The sequence below is a fragment of the Bacillus sp. 5w2 genome (assembly GCF_054353775.1).
Window position 1 is genome coordinate 44,774 of record NZ_JBTIWT010000026.1, and the last position, 26,635, is coordinate 71,408.

The window sequence follows — 26,635 nt, forward strand, 5'->3', positions numbered from 1 at the left end:
AACGAGCCGCTTCCGCTTTTAATGATATCCAGCTCCAGCGGCTAGAACAGTCGGTTGTTTCACTCCTTCATTCGAGGCAAAAAGCGCCTCGTAATCAGGAGTTCCAACACCCTCCTGTTCTGAACGAGCCGCTTTCGCTTTTAAGTATTATTGATTCAAGAATGCGCGTAGCATCCAAGCGTGTTTTTCTAGTTCTGTGTAGATGCCTAGTAGTAGGTCAGATGTCATTTCGTCGTCAGAGTCTTGAGCGATTTCCATGCCTTTTTTCAGTTCGACTAGCATCATTTGGTAGTCTTTCATGATTGCTTCGACCATCCCTTCTGCAGTTTCTCCGTAAGCTGCTTCTTGAATAGAAGATATTTCTAGGTATTCTTTCATTGTTGCTACTGGTTTACCGCCAATTGCTAAAATACGTTCTGCAATTTCGTCGATGTGAGTAGCTGATTCTGTGTAAAGTTCTTCGAATTTCTCGTGTAATGTGAAGAATTGGGGTCCTTTTACGTACCAATGGAAGTTGTGTAGTTTTGTGAATAAAACGCTCCAGTCTGCTACTTGTTTGTTTAATACTTCGATTACTTGTTTGTTCATTATGATCAATCTCCTTTTGAGTTGTTATGTTATATCAATTACTAATTTATAATTATTATAATCTAGTAATTCGTATAAATCAACCCTTTTGCTGGAATTAATTTGAACAAATTATGAACTGTTGTATATAAAAATCCCTATTACTGTGAAGTAATAGGGATTCTTATTTATATATAGCTCCAGTGGCTAGAATCTCCGGTCATTTCGCTCTCTCGCTCGAAGCAACAAGCGCTTCAAAATCGAGAGCTCCAATGTCCTGCGATTCTAAACGAGCCACTTTCGCTTTTAATTATTATACCGCTTTTTTATTCTCTTCTACATCCTGTCCATCCCAGCACTCTGTATTCTGTAAGCCAGGGATAGAACTTGCAACGAAAACAGGATCTTTTCCTTGTTTCTTTTGCTTAATATAGTCTACTAATGCTGCGTAAGCGAATTTGCTTAGGAATGAGATGGCAATTAAGTTTGTGAATACCATTAGTCCCATGAATAAATCAGCTAAACTCCAAACTGTTTTAAGGGCAGCGATTGATCCGAAGAATACCATTCCGACAACTGCAATGCGATAAATCATTAACCATGTTTTGCTTTCTTTAATGAATGCGATATTCGTTTCACCATAATAGTAGTTTCCTAGTAAAGAGCTGAAAGCGAATAGGAAAATAATAATCGCTAAGAAAGTGCTTGCCCACGGTCCAATTTGTGAACTTAATGCTTGTTGTGTTAGTTCAATACCTTCTAAATTCGATCCTTTGTAAAGTCCAGAACATAATACGATAAACGCTGTTGATGTACATACTAAGAATGTATCTACGAAAACACCTAATGCTTGAACAAGTCCTTGTTTGACAGGGTGAGATACATCTGATGTTGCTGCTGCGTTAGGAGAGCTACCCATACCTGCTTCTGTCGCGAATAAACCGCGCTGAATTCCGAACTTGATTGCTGCTCCAATACCACCAGCGACGGCTTGGTCTAAACCAAATGCGCTGTTAAATATTTCCGTAAAAATGCTTGGTAACATAGTGAAGTTGTTAATAACAACAAAAATTGCCACACCAATATAAATAATTGCCATTGGAGGAACAATCATTTCTGTAATACGTGAAATGCTCTTGATACCACCGAAAATAATAACTGCAACTAATAAAGCTAATAGAGCTCCTACGATCGTTCGCTCTAGTCCAAATGCATTTTCAAATGCTATTGTTACTGTGTTTGCTTGTACAGAATTGAAAATTAATCCGTACGCAACTGTAATAAGAAGTGAAAACCAAACACCCATCCAGCGTTTATTTAATCCTTTTTCCATGTAATATGCTGGACCACCACGGAATCTGCTTCCATCTTTTACTTTATAAATTTGTGCGAGCGTACATTCTACGAAACTAGTAGCTGCTCCGAGAATAGCGATAAACCACATCCAAAATATTGCGCCAGGTCCACCCATTGAAATGGCTAGTGCTACACCAGCTAAGTTCCCGATACCGATACGTGCTGCTGCACTTAGGCAAAATGCTTGGAATGGAGAGATGCTATCTTTCTTTTTTTCTTTTCGATTAAACCCTTTACTAATTAAACCGACCATCTCACCGAAATGAGTAATTTGGACAAACTTCAATTTAAAAGAGAAATAAAGACCGAAGCCGATTAGCATTGCAATAAGAATATATGACCATAAAATATTATTCGTTACCTCAAGGAATCTGCTAAAGATATCAACCATATAATACACTTCCTTTTTTCCGTAATAAGAAAATTATATGCAAAAAATATACGAGAATCAATTTTTCTAAAAAATTATGTTACTTAAATGCGTTTTGTGTTATGATTATGTTACATCGTAATATTTTTAGAATTATTTACATTTTAAAAAACTAAATGTAAAACGAGAAAGAGGGGATAATTTGAAAGAAGAATCTTTATTGAAAGTAAGCCTTAAGAGTTTGAAAATGAGAAGTAATATATTTTTTATCATTACATCTTTAAGTATCTTTTTGGGAGCCACTTATTATTACAATAAAAGATTTCCAAATCACAGGTATCCTGAATGGTTAGAATTTCTAAAGTTAATTGGATGAACAAAAGACAGAAAAACAGAAAATTCAAATATAAAATGTTGTGGAGGAGCTAAATATGAATATTAGAGAAAGTGAACTTCCGGGTATTGGTTACAAATTTCAAATCGTTACGAAAGGTAACGAAAAGATGGTAATTGTCATTCATGATGACGGGCGTAGAGAAATGTATCATTTTGATTCAGACCATGAAGAAAGTATCTCAAGTATTTCATTACGCGACTCAGAGGCAAGACAAATTGCAGCAATATTAGGTGGAATGGTGTATAAGCCTAGAGCATTAGAAAATGTTGAAATGGTCTTTGAAGGTTTAGCGATTGAGTGGTTTAAAGTAGAGAATGCAGCTCCAGCAATCGGAAAAACAATCGGTGATCTTGAAATAAGAAAAACATATAGCGTAACAATCATTGCAGTTATGAAAAAGAATATGAAAAAGCTATTTAATCCAGGACCAGAAACGGTAATTGAAGAAGGCGATATGCTTGTAGTTTCTGGTGAGAGAGAAGAAATTAAAAAAATTATTAATGAGTTACTTTCGAATAGGGGGACTGACTAGATGGATACGTTAATTTTTGAAGTTGGTACAGCGTTAGTATTAGTTGCAATTGCGGCAGTAATTGCTGGAAAGTTTAAATTCTCAGTAATTCCGTTTCTAATTGTTCTTGGGATGTTAGTGGGGCCACATGCGCCGACAATAGGTGTTATCGATCTCAAGTTTATTGAAAGTGCAAGTGTAATTTCCTTCCTTGGACGGATTGGGGTTCTGTTCCTTCTGTTCTATCTAGGACTAGAATTTTCGATGAAAAAACTAATTAAATCGGGACGTTCTATTGCGATTGGCGGAACAATCTATATTTTAATTAACTTTTCACTTGGATTATTATACGGATTTATAATGGGATTCCCTTTACTAGAAATCTTAATTATTGCGGGTATTATTACGATTTCTTCTAGTGCTATCGTTGCAAAAGTGTTAGTTGATTTAAGAAGAACTGGTAATAATGAAACCGAATTAATTTTAGGAATTATTATGTTTGAAGATATATTCCTTGCTGTATATTTATCAGTCGTTTCTGGTTTAGTTCTAGGGGATCACGCTTCCTTCTTAGGTGCCCTTACTTCAATTGGAATTGCTTTAGGATACATGCTTCTATTCTTTATTGTGGCTAGAAAGGCAACGCCGTTATTAAATAAATTGCTCAATATTAGTTCAGATGAAATTTTCATTATTGTAGTATTCGCTTCGTTATTCTTTATTGCCGGTTTCTCGGAAACAATTCACGTTGCAGAAGCAATCGGAGCACTTCTTTTAGGGTTAGTTTTCTCTGAGACAGAGCATAGTGACAGAATTGAACATCTCGTTGTTCCATTTAGAGATTTCTTCGGAGCCATTTTCTTCTTCAGTTTCGGATTAAGTATAGATCCGTTTTCATTAGGCGGAGCGATATGGTTAACGTTAGGTGCTGTCCTTCTAACAATCATCGGGAACTTTGTTGCAGGGATGATTGCAGGGCGACAAGCTGGATTATCTCATAAAGCGTCAACAAATATTGGATTAACAATCGTTTCAAGAGGAGAATTTTCCATCATTATGGCCAATATCGGTATCGCAGGTGGTTTAATGTCAGTATTGAAACCATTCTCAGCACTATACGTGCTTATACTATCCATCTTAGGTCCACTTCTGACGAAAGAGTCAAAGAATGTATATAAATTTTTAAATAAAATCTTTAAGTGGGATACGAAGACTAGATAAATTTTTTGAAAATAAAAGTACAAGATATTTCCTGCTTGTACTTTTATTTTTGCAATGAAAACAGTAAAGAGAGGTACATCATGTTAGGAGAGTTGATTCATTCCGTTTTAGTTTTTCTAGAAGGACTTGGTTATTGGGGAATTATGCTTGGATTAATGCTAGAGGTTATTCCGAGTGAAATCGTATTATCTTATGCAGGCTATTTAGTATCAACCGGAAGTATTACATTTTGGGGCGCTGTCGCGTTCGGTACAATTGGTGGTGTAATCGCACAGCTATTCATTTATTGGATCGGTCGATACGGAGGAAGACCTGTTCTTGAGCGATATGGAAAATATATTTTGATTCAGAAGAAACATATTGATTATGCTGAAGCGTGGTTTAATCGTTACGGAACTGGTGTTATTTTTACAGCGCGTTTTATTCCTGTTGTGCGTCATGCTATTTCGATACCAGCGGGTATTGCAAAAATGTCACATGCTAAGTTTATTACGCTAACTACATTAGCTGTTATTCCATGGTCAATTGTATTTGTATATTTAGGTTTTAAATTAGGAACAGAGTGGGAAAGTATTAATAAAGTAGCGGGGCCATATGTGAAATACTTTGCACTTGCTGCAATTGTTTGTGCAATTGGTTACTTTGTATTAAAAAAAGTGATGAAAAAAAGGTGATTACGTAAAAGGAATCTATGCTGATATAGATTCTTTTTTATTGTCATTTTTCGAAAGGGGAAAGAGTGGGTTTAATATTTTACATATTGTGGCATACATATAGGAAAAGGGAGTTTGGAAAGGGGAATAAAGAGAAATGGAACTCCAGTTTCAAAATGTATATCAACAGGTGGAGAATTGGTATGTGTTGGATTCGGAGCTTCCTTGGGATGTCAAAAGACTTAGAGATGATTTGTTTTCACTTATTGAAGTATGTAAAACGCCAGTTATTTTTTGTGATACGTGCGATGCAAATCATGTACTTCTATCATTAGGAGAAGAAGAGGAAGAGTTTCTATTCCCAATAGGTGGTTTTTATCATAAAGACAAACAATTAATTTTTGTTTGTATGTGGGAAGAGTATGAGCAAGTGCTCAAAACTCTACTGCATGAATTTCGCCATGCGATGCAGCATAAGAGAGAAGTATTGTATGTTGGAAGTGAATTGTACGAAGATAGATGGATTGAGAAAGATGCGAGGAAGTTCGCGGAGAGGAAATTAGATGAATATAAAAATAGAAAGTTGATGTAAAGCATAGTGGAGAAATGGCGCTGTGCTTTCTTTATTGCTTACTAAAAATAAGCGATTGACTTTTATAAAGTTTAGTTCTAAACTAATGGTATGAAACGAGCGAGGTGATGAAATGAAAACAGAAGATAGACTCGGATTACTATTATGGTTTCGTTTATCACGTTTTTATAACAAGAGTATTCGTGAGACGAATCAGCATTTGAAAAAGTGGAATGTATCTGCCGCTCAGTTTGATGTACTAGCTCAAGTTGGGGGACATAATCGTTTAACGCAGCAAGAGCTTGGAAATAAGCTATTTGTTACGAAAGGAAATGTCACGCAGCTTTTAAATAAAATGGAGCAGCTGGAGTGGATTGGTCGTGAACAAGAAGGTACTACGAAATATATTTCGTTAACAGAAAAGGGAAGAGCTTTATATGAGGAGATCGTCCCGCCCCAGGAAACGTTCCAAGCGGAGCAGTTTCATAAATTAAATATAGAAGAACAACAGCAATTATTACAATTACTAAAAAAATTACAGTAAGAAAAAATTTTAAAATAAATCTTGAATTCGAGATAATATGAGGTGAAGGATATGTTTAGAAAAGTTGATCATAAAAATATGGGCAGAGCAAATCACGGTTGGTTAAATACACATTTTCATTTTTCCTTTGCTAATTACTATAATCCAAATAACATGAGCTTTGGAGCATTACGTGTTATTAATGATGACCTAGTAGCGGCACAAACTGGTTTTGATATGCATCCGCACCGCGATATGGAAATCATTTCGTACGTTGTAGAGGGTGCTTTAACACATGAAGATAGCATGGGGAATCGCGGAACAATTGAGCGTGGTCATGTTCAATATATGAGTGCTGGTACAGGTGTATTTCATAGTGAGCATAATTTAGGAAATGAGACATTGCGTTTATTACAAATTTGGATTTTACCGGATCGTGCGGATCATAAGCCAAACTATGGTGAGTTTAAATTTGATTGGAGAAAGCGTGAAAATGAGTGGTTCCATATGGTATCTCCATTAGAAGGAGAGGCACCAATTCAAATTCACCAAGATGCGAATTTATATTCTTTATCGTTAGAAGCTGGAAAAGAAATTCATTTTCCAGTGAAAGAAGGTCGTCAATTATACCTTGTTCAAATTGAAGGAAGTAGTGTAATAAATGGTGAGACACTTGTTATGCGCGATGCGGCAGAAGCGATTGAAGAAGATATTCATATTGAAGCGAAAGAGCAATCACACTTTTTAGCAATTGAGTTAAAAAAATAACAAAATGTTTATAAAAAGAGGACACCTGATAGGGTGTCCTCTTTTTGAATGGAATTATCTGAAAAATGTTTCTCAATTTTTCGAAAGAGGTATTTGGTTAAAGATTCAGAATTTTATAAAAGTGTCAAAAATCTTTATGGGAATGGGGAATGTTATAGTGAAAAAGCAAGTCATTTCATCAGCATTAGCGTTAACTGTTATCGCCGGGGGATTTGGAACGTTTGGAGCAACGACAACGAAAGCGGAAGAACAAAAAATTCAATATCATCAAGAATTTAAAACACCTGCATACATAGGTGAAGAATGGAAAGCACCGGAAGGACTAGATAAAAAAGAGACGGTCTTTCAATACTTAGAGAGTAAGAAAGATATGTTTAAATTAGCAGGAAACATTGATAAGCACTTCAATGTCGTTGGGGAAGAAAAAGATGCTGAATCTGGTACGACACATGTGAAGTTAGTTGAGAAACATAATAACATTCCTGTGTACGGTTCAGACCAAACTGTTACACTAGATAAAGAGAATAATGTAAAAGCATTCTTCGGACAAGTTATTCCGAATTTAGAGAATAAAAATATTCCTGCATTTGCAAGCATTAGTGCAGAACAAGCAGAAACGATTGCAAAGGCAGATATTCAGAAAGAAATTGGAGAAGTAAAGAATTATGACGGTGTGAAAAAAGATTTATTTGTGTATGAAAAAGATGGAAACTACTATCTTGCATACTTAGTTAAGGCATCGATTTCAAAACCAGCTCCAGGCTATTGGCATTACTTTGTTGATGCAACAAATGGAAATGTGATTGAGAAATATAATGCTGTAGATAACATTACAGGATTTGGTTACGGAGTATTAGGAAATAGACAATCATTTGAAATTGCTCAAAATGAGAAGACAGGAGCATTCCATTTATTTGATGGTAAGCGTGGACAAGGTGTTCATACATTTGATGCAGAGAATATGGATGAAAACTGGTTTAATATGTTCTCACAATGGTTTGGATATACAGGTGTCGAAGTAGAAAGTAAAAATAAGTTTTTTGATGACAAAGCAGCGGTTGATGCGCATGTAAATGCAGGAAAAGTATACGATTACTACAAAAAGACATTTAACCGTAACTCTTTCGATGATAAAGGTGCGAAGCTTATTTCTTCTGTTCACGTAGGGGAGAGCTGGAATAACGCAGCTTGGAACGGTATTCAGATGATGTACGGTGATGGAGATGGCAAGACATTTATTCCATTATCTGCTGGCCTAGATGTTATCGGTCACGAATTAACGCATGCTGTAACTGAGCATACAGCAAATCTTGTTTATAAAAATGAGTCAGGCGCGTTAAATGAATCGTTATCTGATATTATGGGTGTCATGGTTGAGAAGAAGAGTTGGGATTTAGGTGCTGACATTTATACACCTGGAAAACCTGGTGATGCACTTCGTTCTCTGAAAGATCCAGCATCTATTCCAAACCCATTAAAACCAGGTGAAGGTTACCCAGATCATTACAATAAACGCTACACTGGAGCAGCTGATAATGGTGGCGTTCATATTAACAGTAGTATTAATAATAAAGCTGCATATTTAGTATCTGATGGCGGAGAGCATTACGGCGTGAAAGTAGCTGGAGTAGGCCGTGAAGCGACAGAAAAAATTTATTACCGTGCTCTTACGAAATATTTAACTGCAAACTCTGACTTTAAGATGATGCGTCAAGCAGCTCTTCAGTCAGCTGAAGATTTATATGGTAAAAACTCTAAAGCTGTACAAGCTGTAACGAAAGCTTATGATGCAGTAGGCATAAAATAATAAAAGAAAAAGACCTGACTAGGATGTCAGGTCTTTCTTTATCCCGCTTTAATGGGCAGTAAGACCCCCACCTCAAAATTCAGCGAAAGCAAAGAAGTTAGGTGGTGGATCAACTGCCCATAAAAGCCCGATTGGTGAGGGCTGATAATCAGTGGGGGATGAAGACCCCCACTGATTAAAGTTTCACTTTATTTAGTCACGAATACCTAATGCGATTTTCGCCATACGTGACATGCGTTCTTTAGACCAGGGTGGATTCCAAACGACATTTACTTCTATTTCATTGACTTCAGGTACGTTCGTTGATAATACTTTTTTAACGTCTGATACAATTTGCCCAGCCATTGGACAGCCGATAGAAGTCATCGTGATCGTAATGACAGCATTGTTATTTTCATCTGCTGTAACATCGTAAACTAATCCGAGATTAACAATATCAACACCTAGCTCAGGATCGATAACAGCTTCTAAATTGGCATATAATTTATTTTCAAATGCTTCTTGTGACATAAGTAGCACCTCCTACACATTAATGATATCGATTCTCATTATAACGGAAATGTGTATAATGTGCAGGAAATGAGCTCAAAAAAATATCCCTTTTGGGAAAGGGATATTTTTTGAAAGCTATTCAGTTTTGAAATGAGATACGAGTTGATCTAATTCTGCAACTGTTTGTTTCATTTGTCTTGCAGTTACGGTCATTTCATTCATAGTAGTGACTTTCTTCTCAGCAGATTGTGCTGTAGCTGCTGTTTCGCTAGATACTTCAGTTGAAATAGAAGCGATGTTATTAAGCGAAGCGTTCATTTCTTCAGCGCTTGCAGCCATTTCTTCAGCAGTTGCTGAGATGTCTTGCATTTGAGTAGATACTTTATTTACTTGTTCGACAATCGTTGTGAAGGAATTGCCAGCTTCACGAATGACAGTAATGCCTTCAAATGCTTCAGAACGGCCTTGGGACATCATGGAATTCGCAGTTTCAGTATCTTGTTGAATTTGATGTAGTAATTGGTTAATATCTGTTGCCGCTGTTTTAGATTGTTCAGCAAGTTTTCGAACTTCGTCAGCTACGACAGCAAAACCTTTTCCTTGCTCGCCAGCACGGGCTGCTTCGATAGATGCATTTAAAGCAAGTAAGTTGGTTTGTTCTGCGATATTAGAAATAGATTGTACAGCTGTATCAATATATTTTGTATGTGTGATTAGACGTTCGACCACTTCTGACGTAGCATTTACAGCGTCGTGTATCGTTGTCATTTGTAAAACAGATTTTTGAATAACAGTACTTCCATCGTTAGCTTGTTCAGATGTAGCTACAGCAAGTTCAGTTACAGATGAAGCAGATTCAGCAATACGCTGAACACTTACTGTCATATCGTCCATTGCAGTTGAGCTTTCTTCCATACTAGAGGCTTGCGATTGAATACTTGCATTTAAGTTGGACATCGAGCTTTGAACTTTTATTGTTGCCTCGCGTGATATATTCGTCTTTTCTAGCATATTTTCAGAAGCATCTTGTACTTCCACAGATGTTTTTTGAACACGATTGATGATATGTTGTAGGTTTTCTAACATTTTATTAAATGATGTTGCAATCGTACCAATTTCATCATTACTATTTACTTGTAGGCGGGCTGTTAAGTCACCTTCTTGAGATGATAATTCTTTTAGTTTACTATCAATTTGTTGAATTGGTTTTACAAGTTTACCAGAGAACCACCATGCAAGAATGATAGCTACGATAATACAAATAACAAGTGATAAGAAGATAACATATTCAATTTGTAGTGAAGATTGATCAATTTTTTCGATAGATTGATCACGTAACTTAGCTTGTTCATTACTGTAATTTGTGAAGTCACCAATTACTTTATAAACAGTACCATTTTCTGCATAAGCTACTTGTAAAGCCTCTTCCCACTTTTGTTCTTTGGCAAGAGTGAAAACTTTTTCTTCAATAAATTTTCTCCAAGTTGATCCTGATTCCATTGTATTTTTCACAGATTGAGAAATATTTGGATTAGAAAGAAGTTTATCTTTTGAATCCTCCAGACGTTTACTCATCTCATTAAACTTGTCTAATTCGACTTGATCATGCTGTAATAAATAACCTCTTAAAGCAGAAAGTTGTACTTGATAAGCGTCTCCACGTTCTTTCAATTCTGTTGCAAGGGGAGAAATTTCTTTTTGTAAAGCTTCAGCTTTACGAGATTGGTCAATAGCAAAAAATAAAATAAAAGCTAAGGCGATTCCAAATAAAGCGCAAATCGTTCCCATCATGAACATAAGTTTTTTTCGAATGCTAATAAAATTCATATGATAAAAAGCCTCCTTTGTGAAATCTTAGTATTAGAATTAATAAATTTAAAAAATTGAAAGAAAGCTTTACTCCATCTGGAACAAAGCTTTCTTCTTTCCTTTAGGAATTATAGCAGACGGAATGAGAGATAGAAAGAGATATTTTAAAGTGAAAAAAGAGAGACTGTAAATCTCTCTTTTTTCACTTTAAGCGTGTGTTTTGAAATGAGAAACGAGAACTTCAAGTTCTTGTACAGTCGTTTTCATTTCAGACGCTTTTTTAGCAACGACACCCATTTTGTTTACTTGGTCACCAGATGAAGTTGCTGTTTGTGATGTTTCGGCGGCAACCTCATTTGAAATAGAAGCGATGTTATTTAAAGCTGCATTCATTTCTTCGGAACTTGCGGCCATTTCTTCAGCAGTTGCAGACATTTCTTGCATTTGTGTAGAGACTTTGTTAATGTGGTTAACAATTTCTGAGAATGAAGATCCAGCGGTACGAATGACTGTAATTCCTTCAGAAGCCTCTGACTGACCTTGCGCCATCATTTCATTTGCTATTTTTGTATCTGCTTGAATTTGATGAAGTAAATGGTTAATGTCAGTTGCTGCTAGCTGAGATTGTTCAGCAAGTTTTCGTACTTCATCGGCAACAACAGCGAAGCCTTTTCCATGTTCCCCAGCACGGGCTGCTTCAATGGAAGCATTTAAAGCAAGTAAATTCGTTTGTTCCGCGATATTAGAAATGGATTGAAGTGCAGTATCAATATGATTTGTATGTGTAATGAGTCGCTCTACTACTTGTGATGTAGCGTTAACAGCTTCGTTAATGGTATGCATTTGCGTAATAGATTTCTCAATGACTTTATTCCCATCATCTGCTTTTTCTGAAGTTGTAACAGCTAGGCTAGCAACAGAAGAGGCAGATTCTGCAATACGCTGAACACTCGTTGTCATATCATCCATTGCAGTTGAACTTTCTTCGATGCTGGAAACTTGTGAACGAATATTATGCTCGAGAACATTCATAGTTTCTTGGGTTTTTGCACTATTTTCCATAGAAGCAGTTGTTTCGATAAACACATTTTCAGACGCTTCTTTTACATCTGTTGATGTTTGTTGAACTTGTTTTATGATACGTTGTAAGTTAGTGAGCATTTGATTAAAGGAATTGGCGATATCACCAATCTCATCTTTACTCGTTACGTGCAATCTAGCAGTTAAATCGCCATCTTGAGAAGCTAATTCTTTTAATTTCTCATCAATTTGTCGTATCGGTTTAACGAGTTTACCAGAGAACCACCATGCTAATAAAATAGACGTTACTGTACATGTAATGAGTGAGAAGAAAATAATATATTGAATAAGAGATGAGGAAGACTCTACGTCAGCAATTAATGCATCACGTTTATCATTTTCTTCATTTGTATATTTAGTAAAACGACCTAAAAGATCATTTACATAATCGGTTTGAGCTAAAGCGATTTTGGATGCTTCGTCCCATTTTCCTTCACGAGCGAGAGGGAGGACTTCATTATCTATGACGCTTCGCCACTTCCCTCCCATTAAAATGGCTTCTTTCATTCCTTCTGGGAGTTTTTTATCACTTGTTACTTTCTCTCTAGTATCAGCTAGTTTTTTTCCTTCTCGGTTGAACTTATCCAATCCTTTTTGATCATGTGACAGTAAATATTCTTGTAAACCAGCAACTTGTGCTTGGAACCAATCGCCACGTTCTTTTAAAATGGTGGCTCTTTTTGATACATCATTTTTTAATGTTTCGACTTCATTTGCTTGGTTCATGGCGAATGAAAGAATAACAATAAGAGCAATGCTAAATAAGGAACAAATACTTAAGAGTGTGAACAGTAGTTTTTTTCGAATACTAACATACTTCATAGTTACCCCTACCTTTAAAAACTGTTTATTATGATTTATTAATATTAAGAACGAAATTAATAAAAAACATTATTATGAAGTTATTAATCTGTTCAATGAAAAGTATAGCAGATAATGGAAGATGGCAGATTGATATGAGTAAATGTTCTTAAAATGTATACATTTGTATATCAAAAAATTCATAAATAAAAATGAGAAAGGCTATTGTAATTTGAAATAACATCATGTATACTTCTAATTAGTTGATAACGATTATCAGTATCAACTGTAACATTACTCTTCGTTATGTTGGTCATACCCCTTTTTGACGACGTAAGTCAGAGACGAAATGTTGAAATATCTTGTGTCCTATTCTACAGAATTATGGTAATCTCCAACCTCAACTTATATGCGTAAGCATGCAAAAAGGATCCTATCCGTGAAGGGATCCTTTTTTGCATTTCGTCGCAATTAATGTATATAGACCGGGTATTCTTTCTTCAATTCCTTCTGGGGCAGTAGAAGGGAAGACCCACTTTTGATGAGGTCCCTGTTCTTCAATTAGTTTTTCGATTTTAAAATGTTCTTCGGCGAGTGCTGTAATAATTTCTCCTAATGTCCAGCGACGGATGGTTGTTTTCGGTAACGATTCTTTCTGTGCTTCTGTAAGAAGGATGCTATAAGCAACGTCATCTTCAATCAATTCTTCATCGAAATAATTTCCATTGGCCCGAAATGATGGGTGGTCTACTCCTAATAATTTCGTGTAAACAGGATGATAGTCACGAAGAATAAGCATTCCATCTCGCTTAAGTAAGGTAGCAATTTTTTGAAAGAGCGGTTTTAAATCTAGAAAGTAATGGAGTACACCAAGTTCTAGCAATACGATATCGAATGATTCGGATAGCTGGACATGTAATACATCAGAAACGACATACTGGATAGAGACACCTGCTGCTTCCGCAAGTTCATTTGCATATTTTGCATTACTTGCTGAAATATCAACAACTGTTACATCAGCTCCTAAAAGAGCGAGAGCAACGGCTTTATTTCCTTTTGACCCGAGTAAATTAATAATGCGTTTTCCTGTTGGAGATTGTATGTAAGGTAAATAGTGATTTACCTCGCGCATAGGATCTTTTATGAGTTTTTTCGCGTAATCGGCTGGTGCCCCGTGGCGATTCGTCCAAGCTTCATAAGCAGCTGCATTCCAGCTTTTTTTATTACGTGTGCTTAGTTGTTTTTGATTCAATCGTATCACTCCTTTTGTGAACGTATAGTTATTCGGCAAGAGGATGGGATTTCCTTTTCTTTCTGAATAAAAGTTTGATTTTTCTGTTATTAAGTCGTACAATACTTGTTATACGTAAAAGCGTTGAAAAGGAAAAGTAGGATGAACACATTCTTTCCAGAGAGCTTCGGTAGCTGAGAAGAAGCAAGAATATTCATTTGAACAATGGCCTTTGAGCTTCGTCCTGAACTTATCAAATGATAATAGTAGGCGGCGACGAGAGTTGGTACTCGTTATCAAAACCACAGTATAAGAGCATATAGCTCCGTACTTGTTAAGGCTAATTATGTGAGTAATTGGCGAAATAAGGTGGTACCGCGACTGTTTATACAGCCCCGCCCTTATCTTTTTTAAGATAAGGGCGGGGCTTTTTTATATTTAAAAGGAGGAATGTAAGATGAGTATTTTTATTGGAGGCGCTTGGCCGTATGCAAATGGTTCGTTACATCTTGGACATATTGCGAGTTTGTTACCTGGAGATATTTTAGCACGTTATTACCGGGCAAAAGGTGAGAATGTGTTGTATGTTTCGGGAAGTGATTGTAATGGAACACCGATTGCAATTAGGGCAAAACAAGAAGGTGTGACGGCGAAGAAAATTGCTGATAAGTATCATGAAGAGTTTGAGCGATGTTTTCGTAGCCTTGGTTTTACTTATGATTGCTATACACGTACAGATAGTGAGCACCATCATGAAATGGTTCAAAAAGTTTTTTTACGTTTATTAGAAGAAGGCCATATTTATAAAAAAACAGTGGAACAAGCATATTGTGAAACATGTACGCAGTTTTTACCAGATCGTTATGTAGAAGGAATTTGCCCGCACTGTCATGAAGCAGCAAGAGGAGATCAATGTGATGCTTGTTCAGCAATCTTAGATCCACTCGATTTGTTAGAAAAGAAATGTAAGTTATGTGGTAGTACGCCATCTGTACAGGAAACAGAGCATTTTTATTTCGCATTGCATACATTTCAGGAGCAAATTAAAAGGGCGGTAGAAATCGCCAAACAAACAGGGACATGGCGCGACAATGCGATTCAACTAACAGAGAGATATGTAAAGGAAGGGTTACTAGATAGGGCCGTATCACGTGATTTATCAATTGGGGTAACAATTCCAGTAGAAGGGTATGAAGATAAGAAAATTTACGTATGGATTGAAGCAGTGACAGGCTATTATTCAGCGAGTAAACATTGGGCTGAAGAAACAGGGAAAGATGATCAAGAGTTCTGGGATAGAGAAGCGAAAACATATTATGTGCACGGAAAGGATAATATTCCGTTTCATTCCATCATTTGGCCAGCGGTATTGCTTGGAATAGGAGAAGGAGCAATTCCTCGTCATATCGTTTCGAATGAATATTTAACAGTGGAAAAAAGAAAATTATCGACAAGTAAAAACTGGGCAGTATGGGTACCTGATATGTTGGAAAGATATAATCCAGATTCTATTCGTTACTTTTTAACAGTCAATGCACCAGAAAATCGTGACACTGACTTTTCATGGCGTGAATTCATTTACAGTCATAATAGTGAATTGTTAGGTGCATACGGGAACTTTGTGAACCGGACATTAAAGTTTATTGAAAAATATTATGGTGGTATCCTGCCGAAGGGAAGTATTGATGTAGAGCTGAAAGATAAAGTAGAAGGATTATATAAAAATGTAGGAGAGGCGATTGAGCAAACTACATTTAAGGTGGCGCTAGAAACAATATTTGATGCAGTACGTTTTGCAAATAAATATTTTGATGAGAGACAACCTTGGAAACAACGAGAAGATGATCCAGTTTCATGCGAAGAAACGATTTATAACTGTGTGTATCTTATCGCTAATTTTGCAAATCTCCTTGAACCGTTTTTACCATTTTCAAGTGAAAGCGTTAGAAACACATTATCGATTGTGAACCGAAATTGGGAACCTCAAAATACGTTGCCGAATAGAATTGATAGTGTACAGCCACTATTTGAACGAATTGATGTAAAACAAATTGAGCATGAGGTAGAGAAGCTGTATGGAGCGGTAAAGTGAGATAGGGAAAAAGACCTTTCAAATAAATGAAAGGTCTTTTGTTATGCACTATGCACATGATTAGGTTTTTTTCCTCTCCTAGCCGTAAGCATCTGAGGAATAAAAATCCCAAGCAATATAAAGAGTATCCCAATCCACTGCATGAATGTTACGACTTCATGTACAAGTGTAATAGAAGCGATAATGGCCGTTGGTAATTCAGCTGCTCCTAGTATTGTACTAAGTCCTGTTCCTACTTTCGGTACGCCAATTGAAAAACAAATGACAGGTACGACAACACCGAACAATCCGAGGAAGAAAGCGTATTTCCAAAGACCGGCTTGCAGGGCACCATCCGTTAAAAAGGTTGGCGGGAAGAATAGGCATACGATAAGAGTAGCGCTTGTCGTCATAAGAAAGCTTTTCGTATAAGGTGGAACTTCTGTAGCAACGCGCCCACTTGCAAAAACATAGAATGAAAAAGAGACAGCGGCTAATAGACCAAAGATAATACCCTTCGTAGAAAAGCTTTGTCCGAGACCTTCAAAGACACCGCCTGCAAACAATGTACCAGTAAATAAAATAATGATAGATATAACCTTCTCACGGCTTGGGAATGTTCGATTTGCAATTGCTTCAATGACTACACCAATCCATGTGAACTGGAAAAGTAGGACAACAGCGATAGATGCCGGTAGTTCTTCTACAGAAATAGCGTAGAAAATACCAGTCATACTCATCGTTGTGCCGACTGTTAATAATGAAAAGAATTGCTTTTTTGTTACTTTATGACGTGAAACGAAAAGAACGAGCAGAAGAAGCCCAATCCATCCGAAGACATATTGTCCTCCTAATAGTTCATGTGCTGAAAATCCATCAATGAATCCGAGTTTGAAAATAGTTGAAAGTACGCCGTAGCTACAAGCTCCGAATAAAACGAGTAATGAATACTTAAATTTTTCCATGAAAATTCTCCTTTTAAATAATAAAAAACGCCCGCTATCCAAATAAGGATAACGGGCGAACGAAACAGAGTAAGATACTCTACAAAATTCCGCCACTCATACGAAGTATGAATTTGGGGTATGAAATTGTAGTAGGTTTTTACATTGCTTTTGGGAATACAATAGAACATTTTACACCTTGAGGTGTGTTTTGTATCCCATAAGGAAACTGATGTTTATCTAGTATTTGTTTTACAATGTATAACCCAAGACCACTACCTTGTACTAAGCCATGTTTGTCAGGGTTCGCGCGATAGAATGGCTCAAATAAATGGGCAAGTTTATCTTCATCTATTTGTGAACCTGTATTTAATACTTCTAATGCGTAACCGTTAGGCTTTTCATAAAGCTTTATATATACATGCTGATGGTCAATTGTATAATGAATTGCATTTGAAATAATGTTAAAAATAGCAGTTTGAATAAATTTAGGATCTGCTAAAACCTTTACATCTTGTTTAATGTTAGATTGAACATTTAATTGCTTTACAGATACGAAATAATCTACTTTCTTCATAACATCCTCAATAATATTGGTTAATGAGATAACTTTTAAATCAGGTTTAAATTGAGGGTTTTGTATTTTGGATAATTCCGACATTTTTTCCGTTAATATGTTAATGTCTTGCATCATTTCATAAGAACGTTTTAAATATTTATCTCTATCTTTATAAGCTCCAATTCCGTGAATCATGCCATCTAGTTGTCCCATAACAGCTGCGATTGGTGTTTTTAATTCATGGGAAACCATAGACATAAATTCTTTACGAGATTGTTCTAATTGTTGCTCCTTTTTGAGTTCGTTTCTTAAATCTTGATTGCTTGCATGTAGATTCTTCACTATACTTGGGACCTGTGAAGCAGCTACTTGCAAATTAAAATCTGTTTGATCCGCATTTTTGTTAAGTAGCTTTTTATCTGAGAAATCAAGATTTATAATATCTTTTAAAGCATCACTCATATATTGAAAAGGTTTGGCAATTAGTTTTGCATAAATTAAAGATCCGAGCAGAGATAGTGCAAGCATTGTTGCGCCAATATGTGGAGCTAACTGCTGTAGTGCATCTGTTAATTTTGGATCATTCTGTATATCATTTGTTTTACTGGCTGCATTTTGTTTATGTAAGGCATCATTAGTAGCGACTTGCTTTTCCGTTTCTGTAAGTGGAGCAGAAGCGCTATTTTTTTCCGGAATATTTTGAGCATGTTCTTTTGCTTTTGCAGTTTGGCTAGGCTGCAAAAGGTGAGTGATAGCTGTAGAGAGAGCTTTATAATCTATAATAGAAGATTGGAAATTAAAAATGTCTCCCTGTGATACAGCTTTATTTTGATTCGTTTTACTTTGGTCGTTTCGTTTATCTGAATCCGCTTGTTCTGTAGTATGCGTTCCATTTTCTTTCGCAAAACGTTCTTTATCGTAGTTTGAAGCTAAGAAGTAAATGATTTGATAAAGACAAAGTGATAAAAGAATACAAAATAATAAGGTTTTGATGAAAATATTTTTGGTGATGTTGTCTTTGCTACGATTCGATTTTGTAGCCAATGCCTTTCACCGTTTTAATATAAGTAATTCCTAATTTTTTTCGTAAGTTTTTAATATGTGTATCTATAACTCTTACATCACCATAATGTTCATAGCCCCATACCTTATTCAGCAAATCACTTCTTGATAATACTTTTCCTCGATTTTGCAGTAAAGTATAAATAATTTCAAATTCCTTTGTTGTCAATTCAATTTGATTACCATGAACATAAGCGGCATATGCTGTAGAATTTAACATCAATTCATGGAATTGTAGTATAGTTGCAGTCTCTGCTTCCTTCGTTGCTGCCCTTCTTAATACAGCTTCTACACGTTTAATAAATACGGTGTAATGGAACGGTTTCGTAATATAGTCATCAATACCTAATTCAAATCCTTTAATTTCACTTTCTTCATTATGTAAGCCTGTTAACATAATGATTGGTACGTCAGATTGTCCTCGCATAATTTTACAAATACTATAGCCATCTATATCTGGTAACATCACATCAAGGAGGACAAGATCGTATGAATTTTTTTGGAAAAGAAGTATACCTTCTGTTCCAGCGCCAACAACATCAACGGTAAAATTTTGTGCCATTAGAAATTCACGAATAAGTTCTTGTATATCTGGGTTGTCTTCAATCACCAGTATATGCGTCATAGTAACACCTCCTAAATAACGCTTTTTACTGCAATATTCGAATTCATCATTTTTCGGATGACTCAGATTGTTTATACATATAATAAGCCCCCGCCATAAAATAATCATGAAAGTAGCAAGGGGAGTTGTTTAGCGAAACTGAATATTTAAGAATTACAGTAATTCTATTATAGTATGTATTGTAAAATTTATAAAATATTATAACTGTATAATTTTAATATCCATGTTTATCAATGTTTTAATTTCATTTAACACAATCTATTCCCATTATATATGTAAATACAGTTGTTTTGCTACTGTAAATGAATAAATAAAATAAGCCAAGACATAAAATTCTTGGCTACACGTAAATCGTGTTCTTAGGTTATTTTACAGTGACAGTAGCTTGCTGGGGAATACGCTCAAATAACCAGTGTATATCATTGTTATACATACGAATACAACCTAGTGTTGTCCATTTGCCAATTGCCTGATTATTGTTAGTCCCGTGAATCGCATAAGTTGTTCCGTAAGTTCCTGCCATGTTTAATCCGAGCCAACGATCACCAAGTGGATTACGTGGGTCGCCGCCTTTAATTTTGCCTGTATAATAAGGACGGTTTTTAATTTTATTAACGATTTGAAAAGTACCTTTAGGCGTAGGTGTAGTTGCTTTGCCAGTAGCGACAGTAAAACTCTTGATGAATGTTCCATTTTGATAATAATCCATTTTATTTAACTGCGTGTCTACGATAAGCTGGTCTTTCGTTGTAGCTGCCTCCGCATTTGCGAATGGAATAGTTAAAAATCCTAATGATAATAGGGCACTTAATAATAGTTTTTTCATTATATTCTCCTTTTACTATTGTAATAGTCTTACATACAATGAATTTGTAATCCTCTTAATGCTTTATTTACATTTTCATCTAATGTTTCAAAGAAGGTAGTAATCTTTGGATTGTGTTTGTTGTTTTTATCAATAAGTAATCTTTCATTTAGTAAAAGCTCACCATGTAGTCCAAAGCTTTGAACTTGAATCTTTAGTTCATCTTCATTTTCAGAAATGATTGGTAAGAAATAGTGAAAAGCTTTCGTTGGAATGATGTAACTTTTGCCAATCATGCTTTCTTGATTTGAATTAATCCATTTTTTCGTGACAATCTTAATGTTCTTTTTTGAAACGATAAAAGATAGTGTAGTAGATTTTGTTAAACTTACGTCAAATTCACTTGTTTCACATATGTGTAAATTAAAAACGGTTTCATTTTGATGAGATTCAACATTTGTATTAATAAAATCGTGCATTTTATAAGCTTCCATTTCTTATTCACCCTTTTTTCAATTTCGAAAAGCGACTTATATTTATTCAATTTAATGCTTAGTAATATATTAGTTAAATTTTTCAACAAATTCCGATATAATCTTACAATACATATATGAAGCTAATATGAAGTTCATATGAGTTTGTGGTGGTTTTTTATTGAGAACAAAATGTGGTGATTTTCAGGTGTTAAAAACTGGATAAAAAATGTATATTAATTCCTTTGCTTCGCACGATATATAGTTGTTAGCTCATTTTAAAATGATAATGGATAGCAGCAAATAAAGAACAGAAAACCTTAGTGTGAGCCTTACAAAAATGTAATAAAAATGTAAGCTATTGTGATAGTTATTTCGACAATTTTTTTATACAATAATAGTAAGAAGTTGTACGTGATTGAAAGGAGCGATGACATGGAATGGGTTCATGAATTATTTCAGCAGTACGGGTACTATGTTGTACTTGTTGGTTTGCTGTTAGAATATATTGCACTTCCGTTTCCGGGAGAGCCAACATTAGCATATGCGGGATTTTTAGCACAGAAGGGCGATTTAAGCTTACCGATTTTAATTATCCTATCTTTTATTGGGACAAGTGTAGGAATGACAATTCAATACTTTTTAGGAAATAAATTAGGTATGCCCTTTATTCAAAAGTATGGGAAATACGTATTTTTAACACAAAGAAAAATCGACTTAACAAGAATGTGGTTTGATAAGTATGGGTACTTCCTGATTTTTATCGGTTTCTTTATTCCTGGTGTACGTCATTTTACAGGATACTTTGCAGGAATTATTAACTTACCATTCCGTCGTTTTGCGATTACAATTTACTCAGGTGCTCTATTTTGGGTATCATTCTTCTTAATCGGTGGTTATTGGTTAGGTGGAAATTTACATGACATCTTTGGAGTGCTAGAAGGTCATATTGGTAAAATTATTTTTGGAGTGATTGTGATTGTGGCAGTTACGTTAGGCATTCGTTTCCGCAAACAGTTAAAACAAGCATTTTTACAAAACGCAAGTTAATATGGAATCCATTCTATGTCAGAATTTAGAAGGTAGTGCAAAAGCACTGCCTTTTTATTTTATATTCCAATCTATTTTAATACGTTTTTGTTCATCCCATTTAAAACTTCATAGGTTGTTCTGTCAATTATTAACGTCAAAATGACAATTATAATTGACAAATATAAGGATATTATTTACAATTTTAATTAAATAAATGAAAAAGAGGGAAGACATGAAGCTTCAAAATCGAGTGAGGGAATTGCGAGCAAAGCATCGTTTATCACAAGGGGATTTAGGAAAAGCGATTGGATCATCACGGCAAACGATTAGTTTAATTGAGCGCGGCGATTATGCGCCATCTATTGTATTGTCGTTAAAAATCGCACACATTTTCAATGTACCGGTGGAGGAAATATTTATGTTAGTGGAGGGGGAAGAGGACGATGAAGAGTAAACGAAAAAAACAATTTGATTTTGTGGGGAAAATATCATTAAGCATGATGGGTGGCTTTTTAACAACGTATGTAGCTTTAAATTTACTCTCGGATGAACCGAGAAAATTATCATCTAATACATTTATAGGTGTATGTACTATTTTTGGAATCTTAATGATGTATTACACTTGGAAGAATACACGTATGTTAGCGGAGGCACGCGATGAGGAAGAGAGCGTACAAGGCAGAAAATTAGGCATTATAAGTATATATTTACGTGTAGGTGATATAGTTACACAGGCATGGTTTGTATATGCAGTTATTACATGTAGACGTGCACTGTTACAAGATACAAATGTTTCATTTGCAGTGTGGAATTTAGTAGCTTCTATCGTCTGTTTAACTATCGTAGTGATTATCGGGCTCATAACAAAAAATCGTTATAATAAGCTATATCCTGAACAAGGTGTAACGTATATGGAATCTATGAAAATGTGGACGAAAAACGCAGATGAAGGATTAAAACATATTGTGTATGAGGCTGGATATAAAGCATATGAATTTACGAATACAATATTGGCATATGTATGGTGGGCAGCCGTTATATATACAGCAGCTAGCGATATCGATTTTGTATTAATTGGCTTAATCTCATTTATTTGGATATTGCATCTTGGAAAATTCATGTACGAAATGCAAAGAAAAATGATTTATTAAGGGGAGAAAAAGGTGGATATTTTAAGAAGGCCAGCTGGTTCTATGACGGCGGCGTTAGTTTTGTCCATTTTATACGGAGTAATCCGAACTGGGAAATTAGAAGTAATGTTGGATATATGGGCATTATTTGGAATTTTTTTATTAGTCATAGCTATTCATGAGCTAGGACATGTAGTATTTGGTTTAATAGGTGGTTTAAATTTTAAATTTATGACAGTAGGGCCGATTACTTTTCAAAAAGAGAAGGGGAAAGTACGCATTCGAGAAAATAAATTATGGGCGTACTTCGGAGGCGTGGCGATGTTAGTGCCTTCTTCTATAGAGACACCGAAACTTTCGAAAAAATGGGCGTGGCTCACTTTAGGTGGACCGATTACGAGTTTATTATTTGGTATTACTTTCGGTTACATATACATAGTGAGCTATTATCAATATCTTTTATATTTTTCTGTTTTACACTTTGTGATTTTTGCAGCTACAATCGTACCGATAAAAGGAACGTTATTGAGTGATGGTATGCAATTTCTCATTTTAATTAAAGATGATGAGAAAGCGAAGCAGCACTTAGATAACATTCAAGTATCGAGTGAGTTATTTAGTTATAAGAGGCCGAAAGATTGGGATAAGAGATTAATAGAACTTAGTGAGGAAAAATTAAAAGAGGATAAAAGTATAAGAGATATAATGAGCGGACTTATGCTCGTTTTTTATGCCAGAGCCGATCAAGAAGGAATGGGAAGAGCGATACCATATATAGAACCAATTGTTCAACTACCTGTAACGAAAGAAAATAAGTTTTTCGTTAGTAGTTTTCATAGCTGGTATCTTTTATATAAAGCTCTTTATCAGATGGATAGTCTTTCTCTGCAAGAAGCGAAGCAACGTGGGAAGGCCATTACGAAAATAGACTTACATGGGTATTATCGTACACAAGGAATTATTAAATATTTAGAGGGCGATATGGAAGCTTCCAACGTTTATATAAGGAAAGCGGATAAAGAATTGAAGAGCGCTGAGAATAGTGAAATGGGATATTTACAATTAGAAAGAGAATGGTTTGAGCAGCTGAAAGAGAGGGTATCTTACGATGGGTGAGATATCCTCTTTTTTCTATGTCATCTTATGCCGTTCCATAAAAAGTCTGAGGCGAGTAAAATAAGAGCAGAAGAGCAAAGCTTGGAGGAATTCTAGATGGAAATTTTAACGGTTATTTTAATCGTCTTGCTCATTTATGCTGTTTTTAAAGTAGCGTATGTAGCATTAAAAATACTCGCGATCTTATTAGTTATCTTTTTAATCGTAGAGTTCGGCAGTAAGTTGCTTGGGGGATAGGGTATGTTGTACGTTTTGAATGTCGAAGGATGTCGGTAAATCGATATCCTATATCGAATCGTTGATATAATGAAAAAATCGTTGATATAAGTGGAGAAATGATCGATATATTTGAAAAATCGTTGATATATTTCGGCGAATACTGAGTGGGGTATGTGGAAAAGAAGTTGCCGCGGGGTAACTTCTTTTTATTGTGGTGACGGGGTATGCAAAACAACATAAAAAAAGCTGGAAGAATATCTTCCAGCTTACGAGTTACTTTCAATTTGGCGACCGTTTTCTTCTTCATTGTCTTGTAATAAGTTGAATACGTCTGCTAGGCAGAATGCAATGAACCAAGTCCATAGACCGTGGAAGAAAGCTGAGCTTAATTGAAGTGGTAATGTATAGTTAGTCATTGAATAGGAAATACATCCGCCAACGATTCCGATCATTGTTAATAACATTGTTTTTTGCGCATTTTCTTCTGGATTGAAGAGGAAGAAAATGTACCCGCCTAAAATTGAAGCGCTTACAAGTGTTTCGATTCCATTAAAAATGATATTCTCTCCAAGCTGAGTGTTTGTCCAGAAGCAGATCGTTCCGCCGATAATAGCAAACAGGACAGCTATTGTGTATCTTATATATTGATTCATATGTTCATCTCCCTATGTAATAAGATGATTTGGAAGTCAAAAAGGTAGGTATAGTATATTGAAGTGAGTTTTAGTTGTACGTATCTTTTTATAAAAAGATCATTGAAGAGTGATCGGTTGTGTAAACCGTTACGTGTATGGTGTCTGAAATATACCTGACTGCTCGTTTCTTTTTGCTTGTAAAATAAGAGAAACTTCCAAGTCTATATACTCTTTTTTTGTGAGTCTGCTTTCATTATAACACATTTAGGGTCACAATAATAGAATTATCTGATTTTGTAATAAGTGTAAAAAATAAAAAGCGCAAGGAACTGCCATTCCTTGCGCCTTTTTATATGCGTTTGAAACGGCCGACAATTTCAACTGTTTCAGTAATGTTCATAAATGCTCTGTTATCCACTTGACGGATAATACGTTTCATTTCGCCTAACTCATAGCGAGTCACGACGGTGTAAATCATTTTTTTCTTATGGTTTGTATAGCCGCCGACAGCATCTACCATTGTCACTCCGCGTATGCCGTGATGTAGTAGGGCGCTTTTTATTTCCTCGCCTTTTTCTGTAACTGTCATTATCGTTAATTTAATATGTTTCGTATGCACGGCATCAATTACTTTACTGACTACAAACCGGCTAATTAACGTATAAAGTGTAATATCCCATCCGAAAATAAATCCTGCTGCAACAAGTAAGATTAAGTTGAATCCAAAGATGATTGCTCCAATCGAAATATCTCGATGTTTCGCTACAATCAATCCAACAACATCAAAGCCACCTGTTGAAGAAGCGAATCGGAATATGATTCCTGAGGCTGCTCCGCAGATTACACCGCCGAATACAGAGGACAGTAAAATATCGTCTGAAACTTGGTGTACAGGGATAATATTCATCGCTAACGATGATACAGCTACAAAGTACGCTGTTAAAAAGGTTGTCTTCTTACCTAAGTAAAAGTGACTTAAAATAAGAAGAGGAATGTTTAGTAAAAAGATAAGTGCACCGATATTGTAATGCATTAAATAACCGATAATCATCCCTACACCAGCGAATCCACCGCTAATCATGTTATGCGGGATAAAGAACATATTCATAGAAATTGCATACAAAATAGAGGCTACGAAAATAACAACCAACTGTATGATAAATTCTAAGTGAAATGTTTTAGCTGCTGGGAAGGATAAAAAGGCGGTGTCGGGAACGTAATCGGCGTCTCCTAGTTGACCCATAGTATGTTTCATCTCCATATTCATTTTTGATTACAAGAAGAGAATAAAGGTTTTTTCAAAAACTGGCAATAGTTTTATTATAATGCAAAAATTTTATAAATTTCTAATAAATCAAGCCTATTCATTGATGTGTGTGAATATACTAAAGAAAGCGAATACAATGTTTCTTAATTATTGTTTTCTTGAGAAAATATGCAAAATACTTTTTTTGAAAATAAAAGGAAATAGAGAATGTTTGTTGAATGTGCTAAAATGATCTTATTAAGGATGTGAAGCGATGGAATTTTTATTGCAGGATGCAATTCTATATATATCGTTTGTAACGACGGCGCTTTGTTTGTTAGAAGTTTTCTTCCTTGCTAACGTTTCTCGTTTTGTGCGTCAGCAAGCATCAAGCGGTAGACAAAGAGCTTTTAAACTAGTTAATACGTGTGAAGAGGGTACTGGTAATGTACCGCTTTTCTCTATTTTTTATAAATATGGAATGATTCGATCTGTGCGCAGACAAGAATCAAGTGAAGAGAATGACGAGGTAGGTCCGTATACACCAATGTTTCGCTAAAT

At 35.5% G+C, this 26,635-nt stretch carries 27 protein-coding genes and 1 other annotated feature; of the genes, 14 read left to right on the forward strand and 13 right to left on the reverse strand.

All coding sequences use genetic code 11. The features are described from left to right. Positions 1-147: 147 nt before the first annotated feature. Positions 148-588 (reverse strand): Dps family protein, encoded by a 441-nt coding sequence (locus tag ACXY7N_RS27725; RefSeq protein WP_001041891.1) that lies wholly within the window; start codon positions 586-588, stop codon positions 148-150. Between the two features lie 292 nt (positions 589-880). Continuing rightward, on the reverse strand, positions 881-2,314 hold the full coding sequence (locus ACXY7N_RS27730) for an alanine/glycine:cation symporter family protein (protein ID WP_016135974.1): 1,434 nt from the start codon (positions 2,312-2,314) through the stop codon (positions 881-883). Between the two features lie 410 nt (positions 2,315-2,724). On the opposite strand from ACXY7N_RS27730, the gene ACXY7N_RS27735 reads away from it, so the two are divergent. The 7 genes from ACXY7N_RS27735 to nprB all read left to right on the forward strand — a co-directional run bounded on the left by ACXY7N_RS27735 (position 2,725) and on the right by nprB (position 8,744). Beyond that, entirely contained in the window at positions 2,725-3,222 is a 498-nt protein-coding gene (locus ACXY7N_RS27735) for a cation:proton antiporter regulatory subunit (protein ID WP_001026069.1), read from the forward strand. After that, complete coding sequence (locus tag ACXY7N_RS27740) at positions 3,223-4,422, forward strand: cation:proton antiporter (RefSeq protein ID WP_016135973.1); 1,200 nt, start codon at positions 3,223-3,225, stop codon at positions 4,420-4,422. An 80-nt stretch (positions 4,423-4,502) separates the two neighbouring features. Next, entirely contained in the window at positions 4,503-5,096 is a 594-nt protein-coding gene (uptA, locus tag ACXY7N_RS27745; protein WP_016085648.1) for an undecaprenyl phosphate transporter UptA, read from the forward strand. A gap of 136 nt (positions 5,097-5,232) precedes the next feature. Then, positions 5,233-5,667: a DUF3920 family protein gene (locus ACXY7N_RS27750; RefSeq protein WP_016085649.1), complete on the forward strand. Its 435-nt coding sequence runs from the start codon at positions 5,233-5,235 to the stop codon at positions 5,665-5,667. Positions 5,668-5,779: 112 nt separating this feature from the next. Further along, entirely contained in the window at positions 5,780-6,190 is a 411-nt protein-coding gene (locus tag ACXY7N_RS27755; RefSeq protein WP_016085650.1) for a MarR family winged helix-turn-helix transcriptional regulator, read from the forward strand. A 51-nt stretch (positions 6,191-6,241) separates the two neighbouring features. Continuing rightward, complete coding sequence (locus ACXY7N_RS27760) at positions 6,242-6,937, forward strand: pirin family protein (protein ID WP_488592810.1); 696 nt, start codon at positions 6,242-6,244, stop codon at positions 6,935-6,937. Positions 6,938-7,094: 157 nt separating this feature from the next. Beyond that, positions 7,095-8,744 (forward strand): neutral protease NprB, encoded by a 1,650-nt coding sequence (nprB, locus tag ACXY7N_RS27765; protein WP_016085652.1) that lies wholly within the window; start codon positions 7,095-7,097, stop codon positions 8,742-8,744. A gap of 192 nt (positions 8,745-8,936) precedes the next feature. On the opposite strand, the gene ACXY7N_RS27770 is transcribed toward nprB, so the two are convergent. The 4 genes from ACXY7N_RS27770 to ACXY7N_RS27785 all read right to left on the reverse strand — a co-directional run bounded on the left by ACXY7N_RS27770 (position 8,937) and on the right by ACXY7N_RS27785 (position 14,178). Further along, complete coding sequence (locus ACXY7N_RS27770; protein ID WP_488592811.1) at positions 8,937-9,254, reverse strand: metal-sulfur cluster assembly factor; 318 nt, start codon at positions 9,252-9,254, stop codon at positions 8,937-8,939. Positions 9,255-9,371: 117 nt separating this feature from the next. Next, on the reverse strand, positions 9,372-11,063 hold the full coding sequence (locus ACXY7N_RS27775) for a methyl-accepting chemotaxis protein (RefSeq protein WP_016085653.1): 1,692 nt from the start codon (positions 11,061-11,063) through the stop codon (positions 9,372-9,374). 189 nt (positions 11,064-11,252) lie between these two features. After that, entirely contained in the window at positions 11,253-12,947 is a 1,695-nt protein-coding gene (locus ACXY7N_RS27780; RefSeq protein ID WP_016085654.1) for a methyl-accepting chemotaxis protein, read from the reverse strand. 412 nt (positions 12,948-13,359) lie between these two features. After that, positions 13,360-14,178, reverse strand: coding sequence for a class I SAM-dependent methyltransferase (locus ACXY7N_RS27785; RefSeq protein WP_033660218.1), 819 nt, complete (start codon positions 14,176-14,178; stop codon positions 13,360-13,362). A 114-nt stretch (positions 14,179-14,292) separates the two neighbouring features. Further along, positions 14,293-14,563, forward strand: a binding site (T-box leader). Between the two features lie 51 nt (positions 14,564-14,614). Here ACXY7N_RS27785 and metG point away from each other — a divergent pair. Beyond that, positions 14,615-16,249 carry a methionine--tRNA ligase gene (gene metG / locus ACXY7N_RS27790; RefSeq protein WP_016085656.1) on the forward strand — a complete coding sequence of 545 codons (1,635 nt, stop codon included), beginning with the start codon at positions 14,615-14,617 and terminating at the stop codon, positions 16,247-16,249. Positions 16,250-16,290: 41 nt separating this feature from the next. Here the strand turns inward: metG and ACXY7N_RS27795 are convergent, their stop codons facing one another. From ACXY7N_RS27795 to ACXY7N_RS27815, 5 genes are all read right to left on the reverse strand, one after another. Further along, on the reverse strand, positions 16,291-17,193 hold the full coding sequence (locus ACXY7N_RS27795) for an EamA family transporter (RefSeq protein ID WP_016085657.1): 903 nt from the start codon (positions 17,191-17,193) through the stop codon (positions 16,291-16,293). A gap of 139 nt (positions 17,194-17,332) precedes the next feature. Further along, a complete protein-coding gene (locus ACXY7N_RS27800; RefSeq protein WP_098591814.1) occupies positions 17,333-18,775 on the reverse strand; it encodes a sensor histidine kinase in 1,443 nt (480 codons plus the stop codon). Beyond that, entirely contained in the window at positions 18,753-19,418 is a 666-nt protein-coding gene (locus ACXY7N_RS27805; RefSeq protein ID WP_016085659.1) for a response regulator transcription factor, read from the reverse strand. The genes ACXY7N_RS27800 and ACXY7N_RS27805 overlap by 23 nt, the downstream gene beginning before the upstream one ends. A gap of 364 nt (positions 19,419-19,782) precedes the next feature. Next, positions 19,783-20,244 (reverse strand): L,D-transpeptidase, encoded by a 462-nt coding sequence (locus ACXY7N_RS27810; protein ID WP_016085660.1) that lies wholly within the window; start codon positions 20,242-20,244, stop codon positions 19,783-19,785. Between the two features lie 29 nt (positions 20,245-20,273). Continuing rightward, positions 20,274-20,717 (reverse strand): DUF3978 domain-containing protein, encoded by a 444-nt coding sequence (locus ACXY7N_RS27815; protein ID WP_033659968.1) that lies wholly within the window; start codon positions 20,715-20,717, stop codon positions 20,274-20,276. A 414-nt stretch (positions 20,718-21,131) separates the two neighbouring features. Between ACXY7N_RS27815 and ACXY7N_RS27820 the strand changes: the two genes are divergently transcribed. The 5 genes from ACXY7N_RS27820 to ACXY7N_RS27840 all read left to right on the forward strand — a co-directional run bounded on the left by ACXY7N_RS27820 (position 21,132) and on the right by ACXY7N_RS27840 (position 24,211). After that, on the forward strand, positions 21,132-21,746 hold the full coding sequence (locus ACXY7N_RS27820; protein ID WP_488592812.1) for a DedA family protein: 615 nt from the start codon (positions 21,132-21,134) through the stop codon (positions 21,744-21,746). A 214-nt stretch (positions 21,747-21,960) separates the two neighbouring features. Beyond that, positions 21,961-22,182 (forward strand): helix-turn-helix transcriptional regulator, encoded by a 222-nt coding sequence (locus tag ACXY7N_RS27825; protein ID WP_016085663.1) that lies wholly within the window; start codon positions 21,961-21,963, stop codon positions 22,180-22,182. Then, a complete protein-coding gene (locus ACXY7N_RS27830; protein WP_016085664.1) occupies positions 22,172-22,879 on the forward strand; it encodes a DUF3169 family protein in 708 nt (235 codons plus the stop codon). The genes ACXY7N_RS27825 and ACXY7N_RS27830 overlap by 11 nt, the downstream gene beginning before the upstream one ends. A 42-nt stretch (positions 22,880-22,921) precedes the next feature. Beyond that, positions 22,922-23,974, forward strand: a complete 1,053-nt coding sequence (locus ACXY7N_RS27835; RefSeq protein WP_116349720.1) for a site-2 protease family protein — start codon at positions 22,922-22,924, stop codon at positions 23,972-23,974. 96 nt (positions 23,975-24,070) lie between these two features. Further along, positions 24,071-24,211 carry a DUF3985 family protein gene (locus ACXY7N_RS27840; protein ID WP_088123689.1) on the forward strand — a complete coding sequence of 47 codons (141 nt, stop codon included), beginning with the start codon at positions 24,071-24,073 and terminating at the stop codon, positions 24,209-24,211. 248 nt (positions 24,212-24,459) lie between these two features. Here ACXY7N_RS27840 and ACXY7N_RS27845 read toward each other — a convergent pair whose 3' ends face one another. Together ACXY7N_RS27845 and ACXY7N_RS27850 are read right to left on the reverse strand one after the other, a co-directional pair. Beyond that, the gene (locus tag ACXY7N_RS27845) at positions 24,460-24,846 is read right to left on the reverse strand and encodes a DUF3938 domain-containing protein (protein ID WP_001077770.1); all 387 of its coding nucleotides are present in this window, start codon (positions 24,844-24,846) and stop codon (positions 24,460-24,462) included. Positions 24,847-25,177: 331 nt separating this feature from the next. Then, positions 25,178-26,071 carry a YitT family protein gene (locus tag ACXY7N_RS27850; RefSeq protein WP_016085667.1) on the reverse strand — a complete coding sequence of 298 codons (894 nt, stop codon included), beginning with the start codon at positions 26,069-26,071 and terminating at the stop codon, positions 25,178-25,180. Between the two features lie 277 nt (positions 26,072-26,348). Here ACXY7N_RS27850 and ACXY7N_RS27855 point away from each other — a divergent pair, with 277 nt between their 5' ends. Next, positions 26,349-26,633, forward strand: coding sequence for a hypothetical protein (locus ACXY7N_RS27855; RefSeq protein WP_016085668.1), 285 nt, complete (start codon positions 26,349-26,351; stop codon positions 26,631-26,633). Positions 26,634-26,635: the final 2 nt, after the last annotated feature.

Bases quoted from the DNA above. Each gene is read 5' to 3' on its own strand.
- ACXY7N_RS27725 (WP_001041891.1), bottom strand. From the start codon at position 588: ATGAACAAACAAGTAATCGAAGTATTAAACAAACAAGTAGCAGACTGG.
- ACXY7N_RS27730 (WP_016135974.1), bottom strand. From the start codon at position 2,314: ATGGTTGATATCTTTAGCAGATTCCTTGAGGTAACGAATAATATTTTA.
- ACXY7N_RS27735 (WP_001026069.1), top strand. From the start codon at position 2,725: ATGAATATTAGAGAAAGTGAACTTCCGGGTATTGGTTACAAATTTCAA.
- ACXY7N_RS27740 (WP_016135973.1), top strand. From the start codon at position 3,223: ATGGATACGTTAATTTTTGAAGTTGGTACAGCGTTAGTATTAGTTGCA.
- uptA (WP_016085648.1), top strand. From the start codon at position 4,503: ATGTTAGGAGAGTTGATTCATTCCGTTTTAGTTTTTCTAGAAGGACTT.
- ACXY7N_RS27750 (WP_016085649.1), top strand. From the start codon at position 5,233: ATGGAACTCCAGTTTCAAAATGTATATCAACAGGTGGAGAATTGGTAT.
- ACXY7N_RS27755 (WP_016085650.1), top strand. From the start codon at position 5,780: ATGAAAACAGAAGATAGACTCGGATTACTATTATGGTTTCGTTTATCA.
- ACXY7N_RS27760 (WP_488592810.1), top strand. From the start codon at position 6,242: ATGTTTAGAAAAGTTGATCATAAAAATATGGGCAGAGCAAATCACGGT.
- ACXY7N_RS27770 (WP_488592811.1), bottom strand. From the start codon at position 9,254: ATGTCACAAGAAGCATTTGAAAATAAATTATATGCCAATTTAGAAGCT.
- ACXY7N_RS27775 (WP_016085653.1), bottom strand. From the start codon at position 11,063: ATGAATTTTATTAGCATTCGAAAAAAACTTATGTTCATGATGGGAACG.
- ACXY7N_RS27780 (WP_016085654.1), bottom strand. From the start codon at position 12,947: ATGAAGTATGTTAGTATTCGAAAAAAACTACTGTTCACACTCTTAAGT.
- metG (WP_016085656.1), top strand. From the start codon at position 14,615: ATGAGTATTTTTATTGGAGGCGCTTGGCCGTATGCAAATGGTTCGTTA.
- ACXY7N_RS27795 (WP_016085657.1), bottom strand. From the start codon at position 17,193: ATGGAAAAATTTAAGTATTCATTACTCGTTTTATTCGGAGCTTGTAGC.
- ACXY7N_RS27805 (WP_016085659.1), bottom strand. From the start codon at position 19,418: ATGACGCATATACTGGTGATTGAAGACAACCCAGATATACAAGAACTT.
- ACXY7N_RS27810 (WP_016085660.1), bottom strand. From the start codon at position 20,244: ATGAAAAAACTATTATTAAGTGCCCTATTATCATTAGGATTTTTAACT.
- ACXY7N_RS27815 (WP_033659968.1), bottom strand. From the start codon at position 20,717: ATGGAAGCTTATAAAATGCACGATTTTATTAATACAAATGTTGAATCT.
- ACXY7N_RS27820 (WP_488592812.1), top strand. From the start codon at position 21,132: ATGGAATGGGTTCATGAATTATTTCAGCAGTACGGGTACTATGTTGTA.
- ACXY7N_RS27825 (WP_016085663.1), top strand. From the start codon at position 21,961: ATGAAGCTTCAAAATCGAGTGAGGGAATTGCGAGCAAAGCATCGTTTA.
- ACXY7N_RS27830 (WP_016085664.1), top strand. From the start codon at position 22,172: ATGAAGAGTAAACGAAAAAAACAATTTGATTTTGTGGGGAAAATATCA.
- ACXY7N_RS27835 (WP_116349720.1), top strand. From the start codon at position 22,922: ATGACGGCGGCGTTAGTTTTGTCCATTTTATACGGAGTAATCCGAACT.
- ACXY7N_RS27840 (WP_088123689.1), top strand. From the start codon at position 24,071: ATGGAAATTTTAACGGTTATTTTAATCGTCTTGCTCATTTATGCTGTT.
- ACXY7N_RS27845 (WP_001077770.1), bottom strand. From the start codon at position 24,846: ATGAATCAATATATAAGATACACAATAGCTGTCCTGTTTGCTATTATC.
- ACXY7N_RS27850 (WP_016085667.1), bottom strand. From the start codon at position 26,071: ATGGGTCAACTAGGAGACGCCGATTACGTTCCCGACACCGCCTTTTTA.
- ACXY7N_RS27855 (WP_016085668.1), top strand. From the start codon at position 26,349: ATGGAATTTTTATTGCAGGATGCAATTCTATATATATCGTTTGTAACG.